Here is a 17,897-nt window from a genome sequence, read left to right on the forward strand (position 1 = left end):
ATGCCCTGTTAAACTGAAACCCTGCGGTTGTGTGCGCTTGGTGCGATCGACCTTTCTGAAAAAAACCTAAAATTCTGTAGCCTACAATACATTTATTTGGTTAATGATTGTTTAAACTCTCCAAGTGTAGATTGTGTACTCTCCATAATTCTCCAAAACTCCTAAACGAGTGCGTTGTTTGCTGGACTGCGATTTATCGATCGTCGAACCGTTAAAAACCATAAGTAGTTTTGACCTGAATTCATCGGAATTGATTCGCACAAAATTTTTGAGCAGACCAGGGTAAAGATTAATTACTAAATTTGTGCAGTGCAGACATCTATAATGTTGACTCAAGTTTGTACAGGCTCTTGCCATCTATCTTCTTGGTAATAACCGCAATCCAACCGCATCTCACACTGGATTGTCACACCCGATGGACGGCGAAGTCATGGCGCCTCGCTCCTCCAATATTTTCGAGCCTGCCAAAAAAGGCCTTCTCCCAAAAGTTAGCTTTGACAAAAAATCTTGGGTAAATCCAGGATATTCTTCAATCGTTAGACTTTTGCTAACATCTATTTTTTCTCAACTACTCGTCCCGCAATACCAATAAAAATAACCATGAGTGGAAACGAATCGCGCGTTCAAGCAATTTCTCAAATCGTCAACCGCAAACTGATGCCTGGTCGGCCTCCCAAGCGGCTAGAAGATATGTGGGCAACAGACGTTTTTACTCTGAGCAAAATGCAAGAAAGTCTGCCCAAAAGCATTTTCAAATCAGTAAAAAACACCGTTCAAACCGGCCAAAAACTTGATGCTTCTGTAGCTGATGTAGTTGCAGTAGCAATGAAAGATTGGGCTATTTCCAAAGGCGCCCTCTACTATGCCCACGTATTCTACCCGCTAACCAACGGCACCGCCGAAAAACACGACGGTTTCATCTCAGTGCAAGGCGACGGTTCCGTCATCTCAGAATTTGCAGGCAAAGTTCTAGTCCAAGGCGAACCCGATGGCTCCTCATTCCCCAACGGCGGCATCCGTTCCACCGCCGCCGCTCGCGGATATACAGCCTGGGATGTCACCAGCCCTGCTTATGTCATGGAAACAGACAACGGCATGACATTGTGCATTCCCACTGTTTTCATCTCCTGGACAGGTGAAGCCTTAGACAAGAAAACGCCGCTTTTGCGTTCCATTGCCGCCATGAACAAAGCAGCAACTCGAGTGTTAAAGCTATTAGGCAATACCGAAGTTGCTCCGGTAAATTCCAGTTGCGGTTCCGAACAAGAATACTTCCTGGTAGATTCCAATTTCACCAACAACCGCCCCGATTTACTGCTAGCAGGTCGCACCCTTTTCGGCAAAGCTCCTGCGAAAGGTCAGCAATTTGACGACCACTATTTTGGAGCGATACCAGAGCGCGTTCAAGTCTTCATGCAGGAAGTAGAAGAAAGAATGTACCGTCTGGGAATTCCTGCCAAAACCCGCCACAACGAAGTAGCTCCCGGTCAGTTTGAAATTGCACCAGTTTTTGAAGCTGCAAACGTCGCCAGCGACCACCAACAATTAACCATGACAATTCTTCGCAACACTGCGAAGAAACACGGTTTTATGTGTTTGCTGCACGAGAAGCCTTTCGCCGGCATTAACGGTTCTGGCAAACACGTCAACTGGTCGGTAGGCAATGCCACCCAAGGAAACTTATTAGACCCAGGCGATACACCGCACTCGAACATACAATTTCTAGTTTTCTGCGGCGCTGTGATTCGCGGAGTTCACAAATACGGCCCACTATTGCGCGCGGTAGTTGCTACTGCCAGCAACGACCACCGATTGGGTGCAAATGAGGCTCCACCAGCAATTATCTCTGTCTATTTGGGTTCGCAATTAGAAGATATCTTCGGGCAAATTAGCCGGGGAGAAGTTAAGGACTCTAAAGGTCGGGGAATTATGAACTTAGGTGTAGAAACATTGCCTACTTTCATGAAGGATGCTGGAGACAGAAACCGGACTTCGCCCTTTGCTTTTACTGGAAACCGGTTTGAATTCCGGGCCGTAGGTTCCGGTCAGTCTGTTTCCGGGCCGTTGGTGGCGATGAATACAATTCTTGCAGATTCTTTGGACTGGATTGCTAACAAATTAGAAAGCGATTTGGCTAAGGGAACTGAACTGAATGCTGCCATCCAAACTATTCTCAAAGAAGTGATGGACGAGCACGGTGCGGTTGTATTTGGTGGCGATGGCTATTCCGAAGAATGGCACAAAATGGCCGTTGAGGAACGGGGTTTAGCTAACTTGCGGACTACGGCAGATGCTTTACCCGTGTTGAAGGAAGGATACATTGAAGACTTGTTTGAAAAGACAGGTGTTCTGACTCCAGTTGAATTGGAAAGCCGTTACGATGTTTATGCTGAGCAGTATTTACTGGCAATTGAAGTCGAAGCAAAACTGGTAATAAGCATGGCAAAAACCATTGTTTACCCCGCAGCGTTGAGGTATTTAGCTGAACTTTCCAGCACGATTTCTAAATTGAAAGAGATTGGAATTGAAATGGAAAAGGAAAGTGCCGAAAAAGTAGCGGTGCTAGTTAAGTCCATGATGGATACTACGAGCAAATTGAGTGCGGCTTTGAGCAAGCACGATTTTGCTTCGACAGAAGACCATATGCAATATGCTTCGCAAACAATTCGTCCTTTGATGGATGAGGTTCGCCAGTATGCGGATGCTCTGGAAGGTGAAGTGGCTGATGATTTGTGGCCTCTGCCTACTTATCAAGAAATGCTGTTTGTTAAGTAATCGCGAATTTGGTTAATTGCAGGTTAGATTTGTAAGGACACGGCACTGCCGTGTCCTTACTTGTTTTTGAGCTTAAATGAGTGGTACGCTGAATCGGCCAGAGTCATTAAATCCCAGCTACAGTAAGAGTTGTGAAGATTGTTGAGATACGGTTCAACAAATTTTATCGGGGTATAAAAAGAAATCTTGCTGCGAAAAGCTATTATGCGAATTCAATCTCTTTTCAAACAAATGACTCTGGCGGCTCTAGCTCTGGTTTTTGCGATTAGTTGCAGTCGATCGACTCCCAACGTAGACTCTGCCCCTGAAGCCAGCACCTCTAGCAGCTTTAGAGTGGCAATGCTCACCACAGGCGCCAAAGACAACCAAAGTTGGGATCAAGCTTGCTTTGAAGGATTGAATCTAATCAAAAATAAATTTAATGCTGAGGTAGAAATTACTGACAGTATTGACGGTGAAAATAGTGAACCTACCATTCGCAAATATGCTCAGTCCGGCTATGACCTAATAATTGCCGCCAGTGGTGCCTATTCCACAACTGCCGAAAAGCTCGCTAAAGAATTTCCACGAACGAAATTTGCCCTGATTACAACGCATCCAGGGAATAACAGAAATTTAGGGGCTGTTGCCTTTCGATCGGGTGAGGTGGGATACCTCACAGGCGCTTTGGCTGCCATGAAGACCAAAAGCAATAAAGTTGGCTATATTGTGGGTGAACCTTATCCGGTTTACAAAGAAGAAGAAGCCTTGTTTAGGCGGGGAGTCAAGGCAACGAATCCCTCTGTTCAAGCCTCGACGGCTTTTCTCGATTCTTGGGTTGATACGGAAAAAGCCATCAAAATTGCAACGGATATGGTTGCCTCTGGAGTAGATGTTTTGACTTTCAACGCCGGTGAGGCAGGCTTAGCAGCACTAACAGCCGTTTCGCAAAAGCCAGGAGTCTTTGTGATTGGTAGGACAAAGGATCAGTATGAAGTGGCTCCTGGCAAAGTCCTCACTAGCGTTCTGCAGGACATTCCCAATCTGGTGCTAAATGTGGCAGTGTTAACTCAGCAAGGTCGCTGGGAAGGAAAACTTTACAAGTTTGGGCTCAAGGAAAAGATCTACGACTTTGCCCCTTTCCGTGGTAGTCTCACGTCTCAGGAAGAGGACACTTTCAAGACCATCCGAGAAGCTGTGACGACTGGCCAAATTGATGTGTCTCCTTAGTGCGCGCATTAATTGATTTACCAATATTGATCCTTAAGTCCGATGCAAAATCAACGCAACGATCGCGTTCTGCTGATCGCCAGAAGCTCTCGTTCTCATCCTTGGCAACGCTTCTTTTCTATTGCAAATCAGCTCCGATATGGTTTAATATTTTTGGTTCTCCTGAGCTTACTGCCCACAGGTGGCTTGCTGATCTACCTCAGCTTTCAGGCGCAGATCCAGCAATCGCGATCGCTCCAAGAAGAGCGTAGCCAGACAGCAGGAGGGCAGATTGATAATTATCTAGATGACTTGAAACGAAAACTGAGCTATTTAGCTAGGGTCAAAGGACTCACCAACTTTCAACCTCAAGCGCAGCAGAGCCTGTTGGAAGGGTTGATTCGTCATAATGATGCTTATGAAGCCGTTGCCATTTTGAACAGGAAGGGACAAGTTGTTGTATCAGTCTCACCCTATAAACCGCTTAAATTAGAAAATCCAGCCAATTCGCCACTGTTTATTCGTGCCTTCAAACAACAGGAAGATTATGTCAGTCCTGTAGAAATTAATCCTCGAACCAAGCAACTAACAACCATTATGGCGGTTCCGATTCGGAATGAGCGAGATGAGGTGGATGGGGTGCTATTAGCAGAGATAAATCTCCACTTTCTCTGGTTTATTGTTTCCCAAACGGAGGTTGGCAATACGGGTTATGTCTATGTAGTTGATGAGCGTAATTTTCTCATTGCTCAAAAGGGTAGTAAGCCAGAAACATTTCAACTTCAAGATATTTCTAAGCGTCCCTTTTTTCAATTTTTGAAAGCATCAGAAGATATTAAGCGCCTTAACGTTTATGAGGGTCTAAAGCAGGTAGAAGTATTGGGAGCCAGTGCCTTAGTTCGGAGCGTGAATTGGAATGTGGTTGTAGAACTGCCAACGGCTGAGGCGTATGCTCCCGTTTACCAAATGCTCTCAATTATGGGAGGCTCATTGACGCTGGTGACGATCGTCGCTGTTGGCATTGGGTATCTATTTATTCGGCAAATTGTGGTGCCGCTACAGCGCTTAACCACGGCAGCTACTGAAATCAGTGCGGGGCAATTAGATACACGGGTCAACATCCACAGCCAAAACGAATTGGGGACATTGGCGATCGCCTTTAACAATATGGCAACCCAGTTAGAGGAACTGATTAAAGCTGTTGAAGTGGAACGCAATTTTGTTTCAGCAATTCTTGAAATTGCAGGTGCCCTGGTAGTTGTGCTCGACCCGCAGGGACAAATCGTTCGCTTTAACCGAGCTTGCGAACAAATGACTCATTACTCGTTTAGTGAAGTGAAAGGGCGCTACATTTGGGACTTGTTCCCGAACTCAGACTTAGCTAGACAAGCCAAAACTACTTTTGAGTCTTTACAATCTGGTAATTTTCCCCTGCAGTATGAAGGCAGTTGGATGAGCAAAGATCAACAACTCAGACTGATTGCTTGGTCAGATACTGCTTTAGTCGATGATCAAGGTGAAATTGAGTACATCATCAAAACAGGGATTGACATTACTCAACGGAAACAGGCAGAAGAAGAACTCAGAACGTCGGAACAGCGGCTATCTTTTCTATTCCGCCAAAGTGCACTGGCAGTGGTGGAATGGGATTTAAACTTTCAAGTCACTGCCTGGAATCCAGCAGCCGAGCAGATTTTTGGTTACACGGCTACAGAGGCGATCGGACACCATCCCGCAGAATTAATTGTGCCTGCATCTGCCCGAAAGGTCGTCGATCAAATTATGAACGAGTTGTTGATGCAGAGCCAAGGAATCTACAGCGTCAATGAAAATTTTACAAAAAACGGCAAAATCATTATTTGCGAATGGTTCAATACGCCTTTAGTAGGGGATGGTGGAAAGATTCTTGGAGTGGCATCCTTGGCACTGGATATTACTGAGCGCAAGCAAGCCGAAGCTGCATTAAGGCAAGCAAAAGAGGAAGCTGAGGTTGCACTCAAAACCTTACAGCAAACTCAGGCACAGCTTATTCAGGCAGAGAAAATGTCAGGTTTGGGGCAACTGGTTGCGGGTGTTGCTCACGAAATTAATAATCCAGTCAACTTTATCTATGGCAACCTGAGCCATACTGCGGACTACACGCAAAATTTACTAAAGTTGATTCAGCTTTACCAGCAAACCTATCCAACTAATACCGAAATTCAGGAAAAAATTGAAGAGTTCGAGCTGGACTTCATTAGTGAAGATTTACCCAAAATCCTGACTTCAATGAAGGTAGGAGCCGATCGCATTCGTGAAATTGTCCTGTCGCTACGAAACTTCTCGCGGCTGGATGAGGCAGAAATGAAGCCAGTTGATATCCACGAGGGAATTGACAGCACATTGATGATTTTGCAAAATCGACTGAAGGCGAAACCGGATCATCCTGCTATTGAAATTGTTAAAGAGTACGGGGACTTACCGCTAGTAGAGTGCTATGCCGGACAGTTGAACCAGGTCTTTATGAATCTTCTGGCAAATGCGATTGATGCTTTAGAAAACTACGACAATCAGCGTTCTCGAAAAGACATCCAAACAAATCCCAGTCGCATCACTATTCGGACTAAGCTAGTCACAAACGAAACTGGGCCCAATTGTTCTAAAAACGTGGTGATTCAAGTTCAAGACAATGGGCCAGGGATGACGGAAACTGTTAGACAACAGGTGTTCAATCCCTTCTTCACCACCCAACCAATTGGTAAAGGAACTGGATTAGGACTATCCATCAGCTATCAAATAGTAGTTGATAAGCATGGTGGCTTACTCCAGTGTTTCTCTCAACCCCATCAAGGAGCAGAGTTCCGAATAGAAATTCCTGTTTTGCAAAGCGGTGCTGTAGCACTCGTGGGTAAATAACTGCGATCGCATTCCTTCTCTCAATTGCCGCGATGTAATCCGCCACCTGCTTACGATTCTATTAAGAAACGAAAAGCTATGGATACTCAAGTGAGAAAAAGTGCTATTGTTAATCATATACAGGTAATCAAGACAATAGCACAGATTCCTAGAGTGTCACAGGTAGGATAGTTGTGCGCTTATGTAACTCCTATCAAAAAGGAAATTTTAATATTTTATGGAGAAAATTAAAGATTTACAATTATCCAAATGCCCAACGGGAATTCAGGGACTCGATGAAATCACCGATGGAGGGTTGCCCCAAGGCAGACCAACTTTAATCTGTGGTTCTGCTGGTTGCGGCAAAACCTTATTTGGTGTGGAGTTTCTCGTACGCGGATCAACGCGGTACGGAGAACCAGGCGTTTTAGTCACCTTTGAAGAAACTGCGTCAGAAATTACCAAAAACGTCGCCTCTTTAGGGTGGGATTTAAATCAGTTAATTGCTGAAGGTAAAATATTAATAGATCATGTTTATATTGAACCCAGCGAAATTGAGGAAACAGGAGAATATGACCTAGAAGCCCTATTTCTTCGTTTAGGGTATGCGATCAAAAAAATTGGTGCTAAACGTGTACTTTTAGACACGATTGAAGTCTTGTTTGCTGGTTTAGCCAATGCCAACATTGTCCGAGCAGAAATACGCCGTTTATTTCATTGGTTAAAAGACCAAGGTGTGACAGCCGTGATCACAGGGGAGCGAGGAGATCACACCTTAACCCGTCAAGGTTTAGAAGAATACGTTTCGGATTGTGTGATCAAATTAGATCAAAAAACCTTTGAAGACATCGCCACAAGAACCCTTCAAGTTGTCAAGTATCGCGGCTCTCGTCATAGTAATAATGAATATCCTTTTTTAATTGAAGAAAGTGGCATTTCGGTCTTACCCGTTACTTCCTTAAAATTAGACCATGTGGTTTCTAATGAGCGAGTTTCAACGGGCATCGCCGAACTTGATGAAATGTTTGGTGGTCAAGGCTACTATCGGGGTAGCAGTATTCTCGTCACAGGCAGAGCTGGAACGGGCAAAACGACTCTTGCAAATTATTTTGCCCACGCAAGCTGTGTGAGGGGCGAACGGTGTTTATATCTCGCCACGGAAGAATCGCCCCAACAAATTATCCGCAATTTAAGCTCGATTGGTCTTAACTTAGCTTCTTATGTGGAGCAGGGATTACTCCAATTTGATGCGGTACGTCCCACAAATTACAATTTAGAAATGCGTTTGTTTAAAATTCATCGCTGGGTACAAGAATTTCAACCAAGGACAATCATCATTGATCCGATGAGTAATCTCGTATTGAGTGGGAGTTTAATCCAAACAAAAAACTTTTTCATGCGTTTAATTGACTATTTAAAGAGTAAGCAAATAACCGTTTTTATGACCAACTTAACGGCTGGTGATGCTGACCATGACCACGAACAGACAGAAGTGGGTGTTTCCTCTCTGATGGATACTTGGTTAGAACTCCAAACGATCAAGGTCAATGGGGAGCGCAATCGCATTATCTATGCCCTCAAATCTCGTGGTATGATGCACTCTAATCAAGTACGGGAATTTATCGTAACTAATCAAGGTGTAAAATTAGTCGAGGTTTACTTGGGAGATGGCAAGGTATTAACAGGAACGGAAAGACTCAATCAAGAAATAAAAGAAGAATCTGCCGCTAAAAAACGCCGACATAATTTTGAACAAAAAAAACGGGAGTATGAACAAGAGAAAAAAATCGTACAAGCTCAGATAAATGCTCTACAAATGCAATTGCTCAATCGAGATGCGGAGTTGGATTTGCTGCTTGAAGAACAACAAGAGGAAGAAAAAGCGGTGCTGGAGCATCGAACCTTTATGGGAAGATTACGTCATCTTAATCCCTAAAACCTGTCTCTAAGGATAAAAAACATGACAGATAATTTAACAGATAATTTCTCACAGCCCACTAACACAAAAGAGTCACAGCTTTGGCAAATGCGGTTATATGTGGCGGGACATACACCTAAATCTCTGGTTGCTTTTGCCAATTTGAAGAAGATATGTGAGGAATATCTTCACGGTCAATATACCATTGAAATTATTGACTTAAGTCAACAACCGCAGCTAGCCATAGAAGATAGCATCGTTGCTCTACCGACTCTCGTTAGAAAATTGCCAGAACCGATTAAAAAGATTATTGGTGATTTATCAAATACTGAAAAAGTTCTGGTAGGACTGCAAATTCTTCGTCTAGTCGATGAACAATAACTCAAGATAGAGGAACTAACAATGATTGACTCCGAAGATGTTAAAGAAACAATCACAGAACTTTTTGAACAGTCTCTGTCCCAATCAAAGGAAGAGCATTATACCCTACGTCTTTATATTTCAGGTACAACGATTCAATCGGTGACGGCTTTGCAAAATATCAAAAAGATTTGTGAGGAACATCTCCAAGGGCGTTATGAGTTAGAAGTTATTGATATTTATCAACAGACAGAAGCTGTTATTGCGGAGAACATTGTGGCTGTTCCCACCTTGATAAAAAAGTTACCTCTGCCCTTACAAAAAATGATTGGCAATTTATCGAATACAGAAAAAGTCTTAATTGGTCTTAATCTTGTGCCTAAAAAAAATATAAGTGGAGAGGAAAATAATGAAGGATTCTCTGACCCCTATTGAAAAAATGAGCCAAGAAGTCGAAACCCTACATCGGGAATTGGCAGAGGTGCAGGAACGCCTAAATTTAGCGGAAGAAACGTTGCAGGCGATTGGTTCTGGGGAAGTTGATGCTGTTGTTGTTTCTACGCAGCGAGGAAAGCGAGTTTTTACGCTTCAGGGGGCAGATTATGTTTATCAGTGTTTAGTGGAACAAATGGGCGAAGGAGCGGCTACCGTATCTTCTGAAGGTTTAATTTTGTACTGTAATAAGCGACTATCAGAACTCTTAAATTGTCCTTTAACAAATCTGATCGGCTCTCAATTAGAAACTTTTATTGCGCCCCAGGATAAAAAAGCATTTTTACTACTTTTGCAGCAGGTTCAGACTGAAAAAAGTCTGACTAGAGAATTATCTTTGATCACAGCAACGGGAAATAAGGAAGTCCCTGTTAAATTATCGTTTAAACAACTGCAGATAGATGAGATTTTAGTTAATAGTATTATTGTTACTGATATTACAGAATCTAAAATAAAAGAAGCTGCGAAACTCAGTCACATTCTCAACAGCGCACTCGCCGTTATTAAAAATTTTCGTCTTTTGACCGATGGTACTTTAGAGATTGATTCTTGGACAGGCGGAACTCAACAGATTTTTGGCTATAGCTTAGAAGCAGTGGAAGCAGATTCTGCTTTAATCATAGCGAATATATTGTCCGAAGATCGAGAAAAAACGCTCGCCTCATTTATCAAAAATATTCAAGCAGGGCGCTCTGGTGTTATCGAATATCGGTTTTTGCATGGCGATCGCACAATTCGATGGCTTGCCTCAAACTATGTTGCTGAATGGGATAAAGAACAAGATTGTTGGGTGGGCATAGAAATTATTACGGATATTACCCAACGTAAAGAAACAGAGAAAACAATTGCGGAACAAGCAGCCTTAATTGATATTGCTAGTGATGCAATTTTTGTAAAGGATTTAGACGATAATATTTTATTTTGGAATAAAGGAGCTGAACGTTTATATGGTTGGGCAGAAGCCGAAGTTATAGGGCAGAAAACTCAAAGCTTATTTAATCAACCGTGTAAACTAACTGATCCGATCAAAATCACTACGGAGCAAGGCAGTTGGCAAGGGGAAATAGATCAACTTACTAAAACCGGTAAAAATATAATCGTAGAAAGTCGTAAAACACTGATAAACAATCAATTTTCCCACTCCCGCTCTATCCTCGTTGTTAATAGTGATATTACTGAAAAAAAACAACTTGAAAAACAGTTTTACCATGCCCAGCGATTAGAGAGTTTAGGAACGTTAGCAAGTGGAATTGCACATGATTTCAATAACATTCTCACCCCGATTTTGGGAGCTAGTCAACTGCTTCCTCTAAAAATTACCAATATAAATGAACCAACACAAAGACTGTTAAGACTCCTTTCGGGTAGTGCTAAACGTGGGGCTGAGTTGGTCCAGCAAATTCTTCTTTTTAGTCGAGCAACGGATGGTAACTCTGTAATACTACAACTAGGCAATTTGCTCCTAGAAGTGATTGCTATTGCTCAACACACATTTCCAAAATCAATAACTATTTCGACTAAAGTTCCGGCAATGGAACTATGGACAATATCGGGTGATGCTACCCAGCTACACCAAGTATTTATGAATCTGATGATTAACGCTAGGGATGCCATGTCATCAGGAGGAAGTTTGACCATCTCTGCCGAAAATCGCCCATTGGATGAAGAAGATGCCCTGATGAATTTGGAAGCAAAAGCAGGCTGTTATGTGGCTGTGACGGTTGCTGATACAGGAATGGGTATTCCGCCAGAATTGTTAAACCGAATTTTTGACCCCTTTTTCACTACCAAGGAAGTTGGCAAAGGAACAGGGCTAGGATTATCAACTGTAATGGGTATTGTCAAAAATCATGGCGGTTTTGTTAAGGTTTATAGCGAGTTGGGTAAGGGTACGGAATTTCAGGTTTTTTTACCAGCTATAGAGGGAGAAGTGAGCCTCAAAACCGTAGAAAAAGCAATGCCTAGAGGTAAGGGTGAGTTGATTTTAATTGTTGATGATGAAGCCTCTATTCGAGAAATCACACAGACTTCTCTAGAAAACTATAACTACAGAACAATACTCGCTAGTGATGGGCTTGAAGCCATCGCTGTCTATAGGGAAAATCAACAGGAAATTAGTGTGGTTTTAATGGATATGATGATGCCGAACCTAGATGGTGTTTCCGCAATGCGCGCGTTGCAAAAAATTAATCCTGGGGTTAAAATCATTGGGACTAGCGGACTCCTTGCTAACAGAAAGCTGGCATTAGAGGCTAATGTCAAAACATTTTTGTTAAAACCTTACACGCTCGCACAGTTATTACAAATTTTAGCGGAGATATTGCCGCGAGACGAGAATAAAGCAAATTGCATCCCGCCCCTTACCTCTCAAGAGTCTTCACTGCCGAGGGTTGAATTGTCGAGAGATGCTTTAGCAATGATGCCCCCCGAATGGTTACAGCAAATGTATGATGCGGCGTACTATTGTGATGGGGATCTCCTGCTGCAATTAATTGAACAAATACCAACTTCTCAAGTGGCGATCGCCAATGCTCTCAAAGATTTAACGCTGAGTTTTAAAACGGATATCATTATGGAATTAACTGATTTATATGACAGTACCGCGTCTCGAACAATTTAGAGGTTGTCTGATCGGTCAGTGTCTCGGCGACGCTATAGGCTGTAGAGTAGAAGGCTATCCTCCCGAAGTTTGCCAAAACTTTGTCAACTACGAAGTTAGACTCAAAAAAATCAAAGATCGCGATCGCTTCGGCTTTCCTTTTGGTCAATACACCGACGACTCCCAACTCGCCCGCGAACTCCTCCAAAGCTACCTCGCTTGTGGCGAATTCGACCCCAGCGACTACGCCACCCGTATTGCTGACATTTTCGCTCAAGAGCGCATTGTCGGGCGCGGTCGATCGACAGAAGAAGCTGCAAACCGCCTGATTCGGGGCGTTGCTTGGCAAGAAGCTGGTACTCCTGCTCCCAATGCTGGTAATGGCAGTGCTATGAGGGCGGGACCGATAGGCTTAATATTCTACGATCGCCCGTCCCAGCTTGTACAAGCTGCTTGCGATCAAGGGCGCATCACCCATCAAGATTCGCGGTGTTCTGCCGGTGCTGTGGCGATCGCGGGGGCTGTGGCGATCGCCCTTCAATCTGCAACTATTGAAACTGAGCCATTTCTCGGTCAACTGAGCGACTGGGTAGGAGAAGTTGATTCTTCCTTTGCCGCGTTGCTGAAAGATTTGATTGAATGGGTCAAATTGCCCCCAGAATCAGCCGTAGAGTTGATTTCTAGAGCTGGACTACCGTTAAACTACGAGCACTCTTGGCAAGGAATTTCGCCCTTTGTAGTCGGTAGCGTCTTGTGGAGTTTATATGCGTTTTTGCGATCGCCTCAAGATTACTGGGAAACTCTTTGCACTAGCATCGCCGTCGGTGGCGATGTGGATACCACCGCAGCAATGGCTTGTGCCATCAGCGGGGCATTTCTGGGCCTAGAAGCCATCCCGCGTCAACTAGCGGAATTTTTGAACGATCGGGGTAGGTGGGGTCTGGGCGAACTCATTCCACTCGCTGACAATTGTTATCACTTGAAAGTCAAGTTGTAGCCGCTTATCAAAACTTAGGGCTGAGAATTAAATAAAATCCACTTTTCATGACTGTTGTGGGATGGGCGTCCCGCCCGTCCCCGATAGACGGGCGGGACGCCCATCCCACAAGAAAAAAGGGAAATTATTTAATTGACGATCCTTATGGCTGATGATTACGGCTAAATAAATGTGGACGATCGACATTTGTGTTTGTCCATCAGTCGATCGCCCTAGAGTCAAATTCCCTCAATCAAACGATTTGCTCGCTAGAAGGTTCCCCGCTAGCAGGAGGCTCTACCGTATCGCCAAAGGCAACCCGCAGAAAAGGCGGCGCTAAAAATGTCGTCAGAATCACCATGATAATAATCGAGACTTCTAAGGGTTTATCCAAAATCCCACTCGCCGAACCGATGCCGGCAAACACTAACCCGACTTCGCCCCGAGGAATCATCCCCACTCCGATCGCCAATCGATTGATTCCCGGCAGACCAAACACCACCCAACCAGTCACCAGCTTGCCGAAAATCGCAACCACAATCAAAAATACGGCAATCAAAAGACCAGCCCGATTATCCGGCACTGTTGGGTTCAAAACCCCCACATCCGCCCGAGCCCCCACGGTTACAAAAAAGATGGGTACAAATAAATCGGCGATGGGTTTCACCAATTCATCCAACTCGTTGCGGGCATCGCTTTCATCCAACACCAAACCAGCCGCAAACGCACCCAAAATCGCTTCGAGATGAATTGCATTGCCCAGAAAAGCCATGAAGAAAGCAAAGACAAATGCCGGGATGACTATATTGCCGCGAGTTTTGAGTTTCTCCACCGCCGCAGTGAAGCTTTTGTTGAAAATGCCGCCCAACAGAATAGAACCCAACAGAAACGCAGTTGCACTGACAATCAAATAGATGACATTAACAACATCTATTTCACCGGTTTTCGCTAAACTGGCGACAACAGCCAGGACAATAATTCCCAGCACATCATCAATCACCGCCGCACCGACAATGATTTGACCTTCTTTAGATTTGAGTTGTCCTAATTCCGACAAAACTTTGGAGGTAATTCCGATGCTGGTTGCCGTCAAAGCAGCCCCCGCAAAAATCGCCGGAATCGCCGCCGTGTGGAAAATTATCATCAAGCCCGCAGTACCGGCAGCAAAGGGAACTGCCACGCCCACACAAGCGACAACGACGGCTTGAACCCCCACTTCTTTTAGTTGTCTGATATCCGATTCCAAACCTATTTCAAACAGCAGAATAATTACGCCTAATTCAGCTAGCACTGAAATGACTTCACTCTGCGATTCAAACACACTGGTGAGGGCGGCAGGAGACAGATGATTAATCGATTGCAGAACAGTCATAATCCCTGAGTCTGAGGCTGACAGCCCTGCTTCGGGAAAAATGACCAGGTGTAAAGCAGATACGCCAACAATTACCCCTGCTACAAGTTCACCCAAAACCGGCGGAAAATCGAAGTTTCTAGCCACTTCCGCGCCTAATTTACTGGCGAGATAAATCACTACCAAACTGAGCAAAACTCCGCTGAGGACGATCGGCGAATTTTCTGCCTCGACTGTTGCTAACAAAGGTATGGGGGCAACTAGGGATGCCATCCCAGAACTTAAAGCTGTAATTGTATGGTTCAAAAACATGGTTACGATGATAGTAAGAAAGACGATTCTACGGTGACTGTTGAGTGTTGACTGTTGACTGTTGACTGTTGACTGTTGACTGATGACTGTTGACTGATGACTAATGACTGTTGACTGTGAGTCGTAAAATTGATAACTGTTACATATTGGGTAGCCAGTTAACTCGACATGACTATCAAGCAAAGCTTGAAGAACCCAAATCTGGCGGTACATCCTGCCACCGCCCTTGTCCGACTGCTTGAATTGCTTCTTTTAGCAAGATATCGCCGGTATAAATTGCCCTACCGACGATCGCACTTTTGACACCAATTGGTTCCAAAGCCAGCAAACTCAACAAATCGGCGATCGAACTAACGCCACCGGAAGCAATCACCGGAATCGAAATAGCGTTAGCAATTTCGCGCAAAGATTCCAAAGAAGGCCCTTCCATAGTACCGTCGCGGTGAATGTCGGTGTAAATAATTTCAGCCGCCCCTAACTCGGCCATTTTTTGCGCCAATTCTGTTGCTAAAACTTCGGAAGTTTCTAGCCAGCCTCTAGTAGCAACTTTACCATTTCTGGCATCGATGCCAACCAGAATTCGACCGGGAAATTCGGCGCACAATTCACCGACTAATTGCGGTTGTTCAACGGCGACAGTGCCGAGAATGACGCGCCGAACGCCTAAATTGAGGATAGCAGCAACAGAAGCGCGATCGCGCATTCCGCCACCTACTTGACAGGGAACGTCTACTGATCGGACGATCGCTTCAATGGCTGCTTGGTTGACTGGATGACCGGCTTTAGCGCCGTCGAGGTCTACTAAATGCAGCATTGTCGCGCCTTCATTTACCCACTGTCTCGCGACTTCGACGGGGTTGTCGTTAAAAGTTTGAGACTTCGCGTAGTCTCCCTGATACAATCTGACGCATTTTCCATCCAATAAGTCGATCGCTGGAATTACATTCATGATTTTTGATTAAATTGGTAATAATTATACCAGTTAAAAAAAAGAATGCAACTTTAGCCAAGCTCCCCATACATAATCATTCATTATAAATTTTATAACCTAAAGTAAAGAGAGTATTACGATTGCCTACTACCATTTATTTGTGACATTCGCAACCGCTATTAAGATGAAATATCACCGCCGAAGAAAGCGTAGACCATAAAGGAGTATTGATATCAGCTTTTTGCAAAGCTTCTGCCGTCCAGTCGTTGCAGGTTCTCAAAACATAGTAACTGCCTTTTGCTTCATAAAAACTATCGCTGTTGTCGTAGCCGTAGCTAATTTTTATTTTCTTACCTGCTGCGTCTAATTGAAATGAATTTTTAATAAAATCTACTATCTTCAGATAATTTTCACCGCTAATCTTAACACATTTGGTTTCTATATTTTGGGGGATAACCCGATAACTTGCAACGTGTAAGGTAGACGGAGTAGGGAGAAATAGCGCCTTGAAAGCTGTAACTGGGTTGATACTTCCTGATGTGGGAGTTTCCAACATAAAAGCTCGATCTCCCCAGCCAAAAGACAAATATTTATAATCAGAAGTGGCATCCCGCCCTATTTGTGTTAGCGGTAAAAATTGATTCCAGTCAAAATATTCATTTTTAACTGGAACAATGATTTCGGTGTGGATGCCTTGGTTGGAAATGTATAGAGAGATTGTGCAATCTGCTTGTGAGTAATCTCCCCACTTTCTGGGAGTGAGATAGCCAATTGTTAAGAAAGCGCTTAAAGATAAGATGACAATTCCTAAGCGCTGTATGATTTTTCTCATTTTAACCGTGGGTTTCAAATTCTGCCTTCGGAGGGGGGGCGCTGCATCTTTGTGGGAAAGAATTCTTGCAATGCCGAATTGCGCTGTTCGGGGGTTTCCTTGGCCCAATTCGACAAACTTTCGTAGAAAAAGAACGACACGCCAGCGAAATCTCTTTTTCGCACTTCTTGCACTTGTTCTTGAATTTGTTTGAGCGGCACAGAATTATTTTTAAGACCTGTTAAAATGCCGATCGCAGTTGGAATGTTAAGTTTAGCCAGTTTAACTTCTTCCCGTTCCAGTTCGGCACTAAAACGCTTGATATCGGTGCGATAAACCTGCAACACAATTTCTTGGATGTAGCCGCGTCTTTCCCAGGTAAACCAGTCTTGCAAGTGGGCGGGTAAAGAAAAGTGAAAAGGGTTCGGAGATAAGCTGACAATACATTTTTCTTTGCGGGATTTGATGGCGCGGGAAACTCGCCCCACGAAGTCGTTAATTTTGTCAGCGCGCCAGCGCACCCAGAAGGTTTCGCGGGGGTCGTTGGAGGGAGGACTTTTGATTTGTTCCTGATACATTGACACTGTTAACGGCTCGTAGCCAAATTCTACTGGCAAGCCGAAATGGTCGTCAAATTGAATGCCATCTATATCATAATTATCGACAATTTCTAGGATTAAATCTAAGATAAATTGCTGAACTTCGGGATGAAAGGGATTCAGCCAAACTCGATCGTGTTTACCTTCTTTCCAAATAGTTGAACCGTCGCGCCGCTGCGCCAGCCATTCGGGGTGAAGTGTGGCTAATTCCGATTCGGCGGGAGCCATGAAACCAAACTCAAACCAGGGGATTACTGCTATACCTTTTTGGTGGGATTGTGCTATAATTTCTTTGAGGATGTCTCGGTCTTTCAATCCGGGCGATGGGTCGATCGACTGTCCGAATACTCGCTGGGCTGCCGCGCTGGGATAAAGTGTATAGCCTCCTTGCCAAACCGTGGGATAGATGGTATTAAAATTGAGTTGATTCAGTCGATTTACAGCGTCAATGATGTTGTTGCGGGAGAAAATAACGTCGCTGTCAATGTTTGTCAGCCAGACGCCGCGCAATTCGGTTGTTGGGGTTTTGGGCGGGGTTTGAGCCAAGAGACGCGGGGATAAAATCGCGGAGGAGGTAAGGGCGATCGTAAAAACAACTATTAAAGCCAGTATCCGCTGCCATTTGTGCAGTTTAATCATTAATTTTTCGCAAATATGATTATTTTTAGACTGATATTTTACCGTATAATTAGCTTGTTAGGGTGGGTCAGC

General features: G+C 44.1%; 12 protein-coding genes. 8 read left to right on the forward strand and 4 right to left on the reverse strand.

What is annotated here, in order from left to right:
- Positions 1 to 600: 600 nt before the first annotated feature.
- The 8 genes from QUA83_RS02180 to QUA83_RS02215 all read left to right on the forward strand — a co-directional run bounded on the left by QUA83_RS02180 (position 601) and on the right by QUA83_RS02215 (position 13,203).
- The gene (locus QUA83_RS02180; protein WP_333291148.1) at positions 601 to 2,775 is read left to right on the forward strand and encodes a glutamine synthetase III; all 2,175 of its coding nucleotides are present in this window, start codon (positions 601 to 603) and stop codon (positions 2,773 to 2,775) included.
- 204 nt (positions 2,776 to 2,979) lie between these two features.
- Positions 2,980 to 3,984, forward strand: coding sequence for a BMP family protein (locus QUA83_RS02185; RefSeq protein ID WP_333291150.1), 1,005 nt, complete (start codon positions 2,980 to 2,982; stop codon positions 3,982 to 3,984).
- A 42-nt stretch (positions 3,985 to 4,026) separates the two neighbouring features.
- Positions 4,027 to 6,858, forward strand: coding sequence for a PAS domain S-box protein (locus QUA83_RS02190; protein ID WP_333291152.1), 2,832 nt, complete (start codon positions 4,027 to 4,029; stop codon positions 6,856 to 6,858).
- A gap of 217 nt (positions 6,859 to 7,075) precedes the next feature.
- Positions 7,076 to 8,773: a circadian clock protein KaiC gene (gene kaiC, locus QUA83_RS02195; protein ID WP_333291153.1), complete on the forward strand. Its 1,698-nt coding sequence runs from the start codon at positions 7,076 to 7,078 to the stop codon at positions 8,771 to 8,773.
- A gap of 24 nt (positions 8,774 to 8,797) precedes the next feature.
- Positions 8,798 to 9,136: a circadian clock KaiB family protein gene (locus tag QUA83_RS02200; RefSeq protein ID WP_333291155.1), complete on the forward strand. Its 339-nt coding sequence runs from the start codon at positions 8,798 to 8,800 to the stop codon at positions 9,134 to 9,136.
- Between the two features lie 21 nt (positions 9,137 to 9,157).
- Entirely contained in the window at positions 9,158 to 9,550 is a 393-nt protein-coding gene (locus tag QUA83_RS02205) for a circadian clock KaiB family protein (RefSeq protein WP_333291157.1), read from the forward strand.
- A complete protein-coding gene (locus tag QUA83_RS02210) occupies positions 9,525 to 12,227 on the forward strand; it encodes a PAS domain S-box protein (RefSeq protein ID WP_333291158.1) in 2,703 nt (900 codons plus the stop codon). The genes QUA83_RS02205 and QUA83_RS02210 overlap by 26 nt, the downstream gene beginning before the upstream one ends.
- The gene (locus QUA83_RS02215; protein ID WP_333291160.1) at positions 12,199 to 13,203 is read left to right on the forward strand and encodes an ADP-ribosylglycohydrolase family protein; all 1,005 of its coding nucleotides are present in this window, start codon (positions 12,199 to 12,201) and stop codon (positions 13,201 to 13,203) included. The genes QUA83_RS02210 and QUA83_RS02215 overlap by 29 nt, the downstream gene beginning before the upstream one ends.
- A gap of 232 nt (positions 13,204 to 13,435) precedes the next feature.
- On the opposite strand, the gene QUA83_RS02220 is transcribed toward QUA83_RS02215, so the two are convergent.
- The 4 genes from QUA83_RS02220 to QUA83_RS02235 form a co-directional block, all read right to left on the reverse strand.
- Positions 13,436 to 14,845 carry a cation:proton antiporter gene (locus QUA83_RS02220; protein WP_333291162.1) on the reverse strand — a complete coding sequence of 470 codons (1,410 nt, stop codon included), beginning with the start codon at positions 14,843 to 14,845 and terminating at the stop codon, positions 13,436 to 13,438.
- Positions 14,846 to 15,020: 175 nt separating this feature from the next.
- Positions 15,021 to 15,794, reverse strand: coding sequence for a 1-(5-phosphoribosyl)-5-[(5-phosphoribosylamino)methylideneamino]imidazole-4-carboxamide isomerase (hisA, locus tag QUA83_RS02225; RefSeq protein ID WP_333291163.1), 774 nt, complete (start codon positions 15,792 to 15,794; stop codon positions 15,021 to 15,023).
- 136 nt (positions 15,795 to 15,930) lie between these two features.
- Positions 15,931 to 16,608, reverse strand: a complete 678-nt coding sequence (locus QUA83_RS02230; RefSeq protein WP_333291165.1) for a TIGR02117 family protein — start codon at positions 16,606 to 16,608, stop codon at positions 15,931 to 15,933.
- A 14-nt stretch (positions 16,609 to 16,622) separates the two neighbouring features.
- The gene (locus tag QUA83_RS02235) at positions 16,623 to 17,825 is read right to left on the reverse strand and encodes a glycoside hydrolase family 10 protein (RefSeq protein WP_333291167.1); all 1,203 of its coding nucleotides are present in this window, start codon (positions 17,823 to 17,825) and stop codon (positions 16,623 to 16,625) included.
- Between the last annotated feature and the right edge of the window lie 72 nt (positions 17,826 to 17,897).

The organism is Microcoleus sp. K1-B1, assembly GCF_036704705.1.
GTDB lineage: Bacteria > Cyanobacteriota > Cyanobacteriia > Cyanobacteriales > Microcoleaceae > Microcoleus.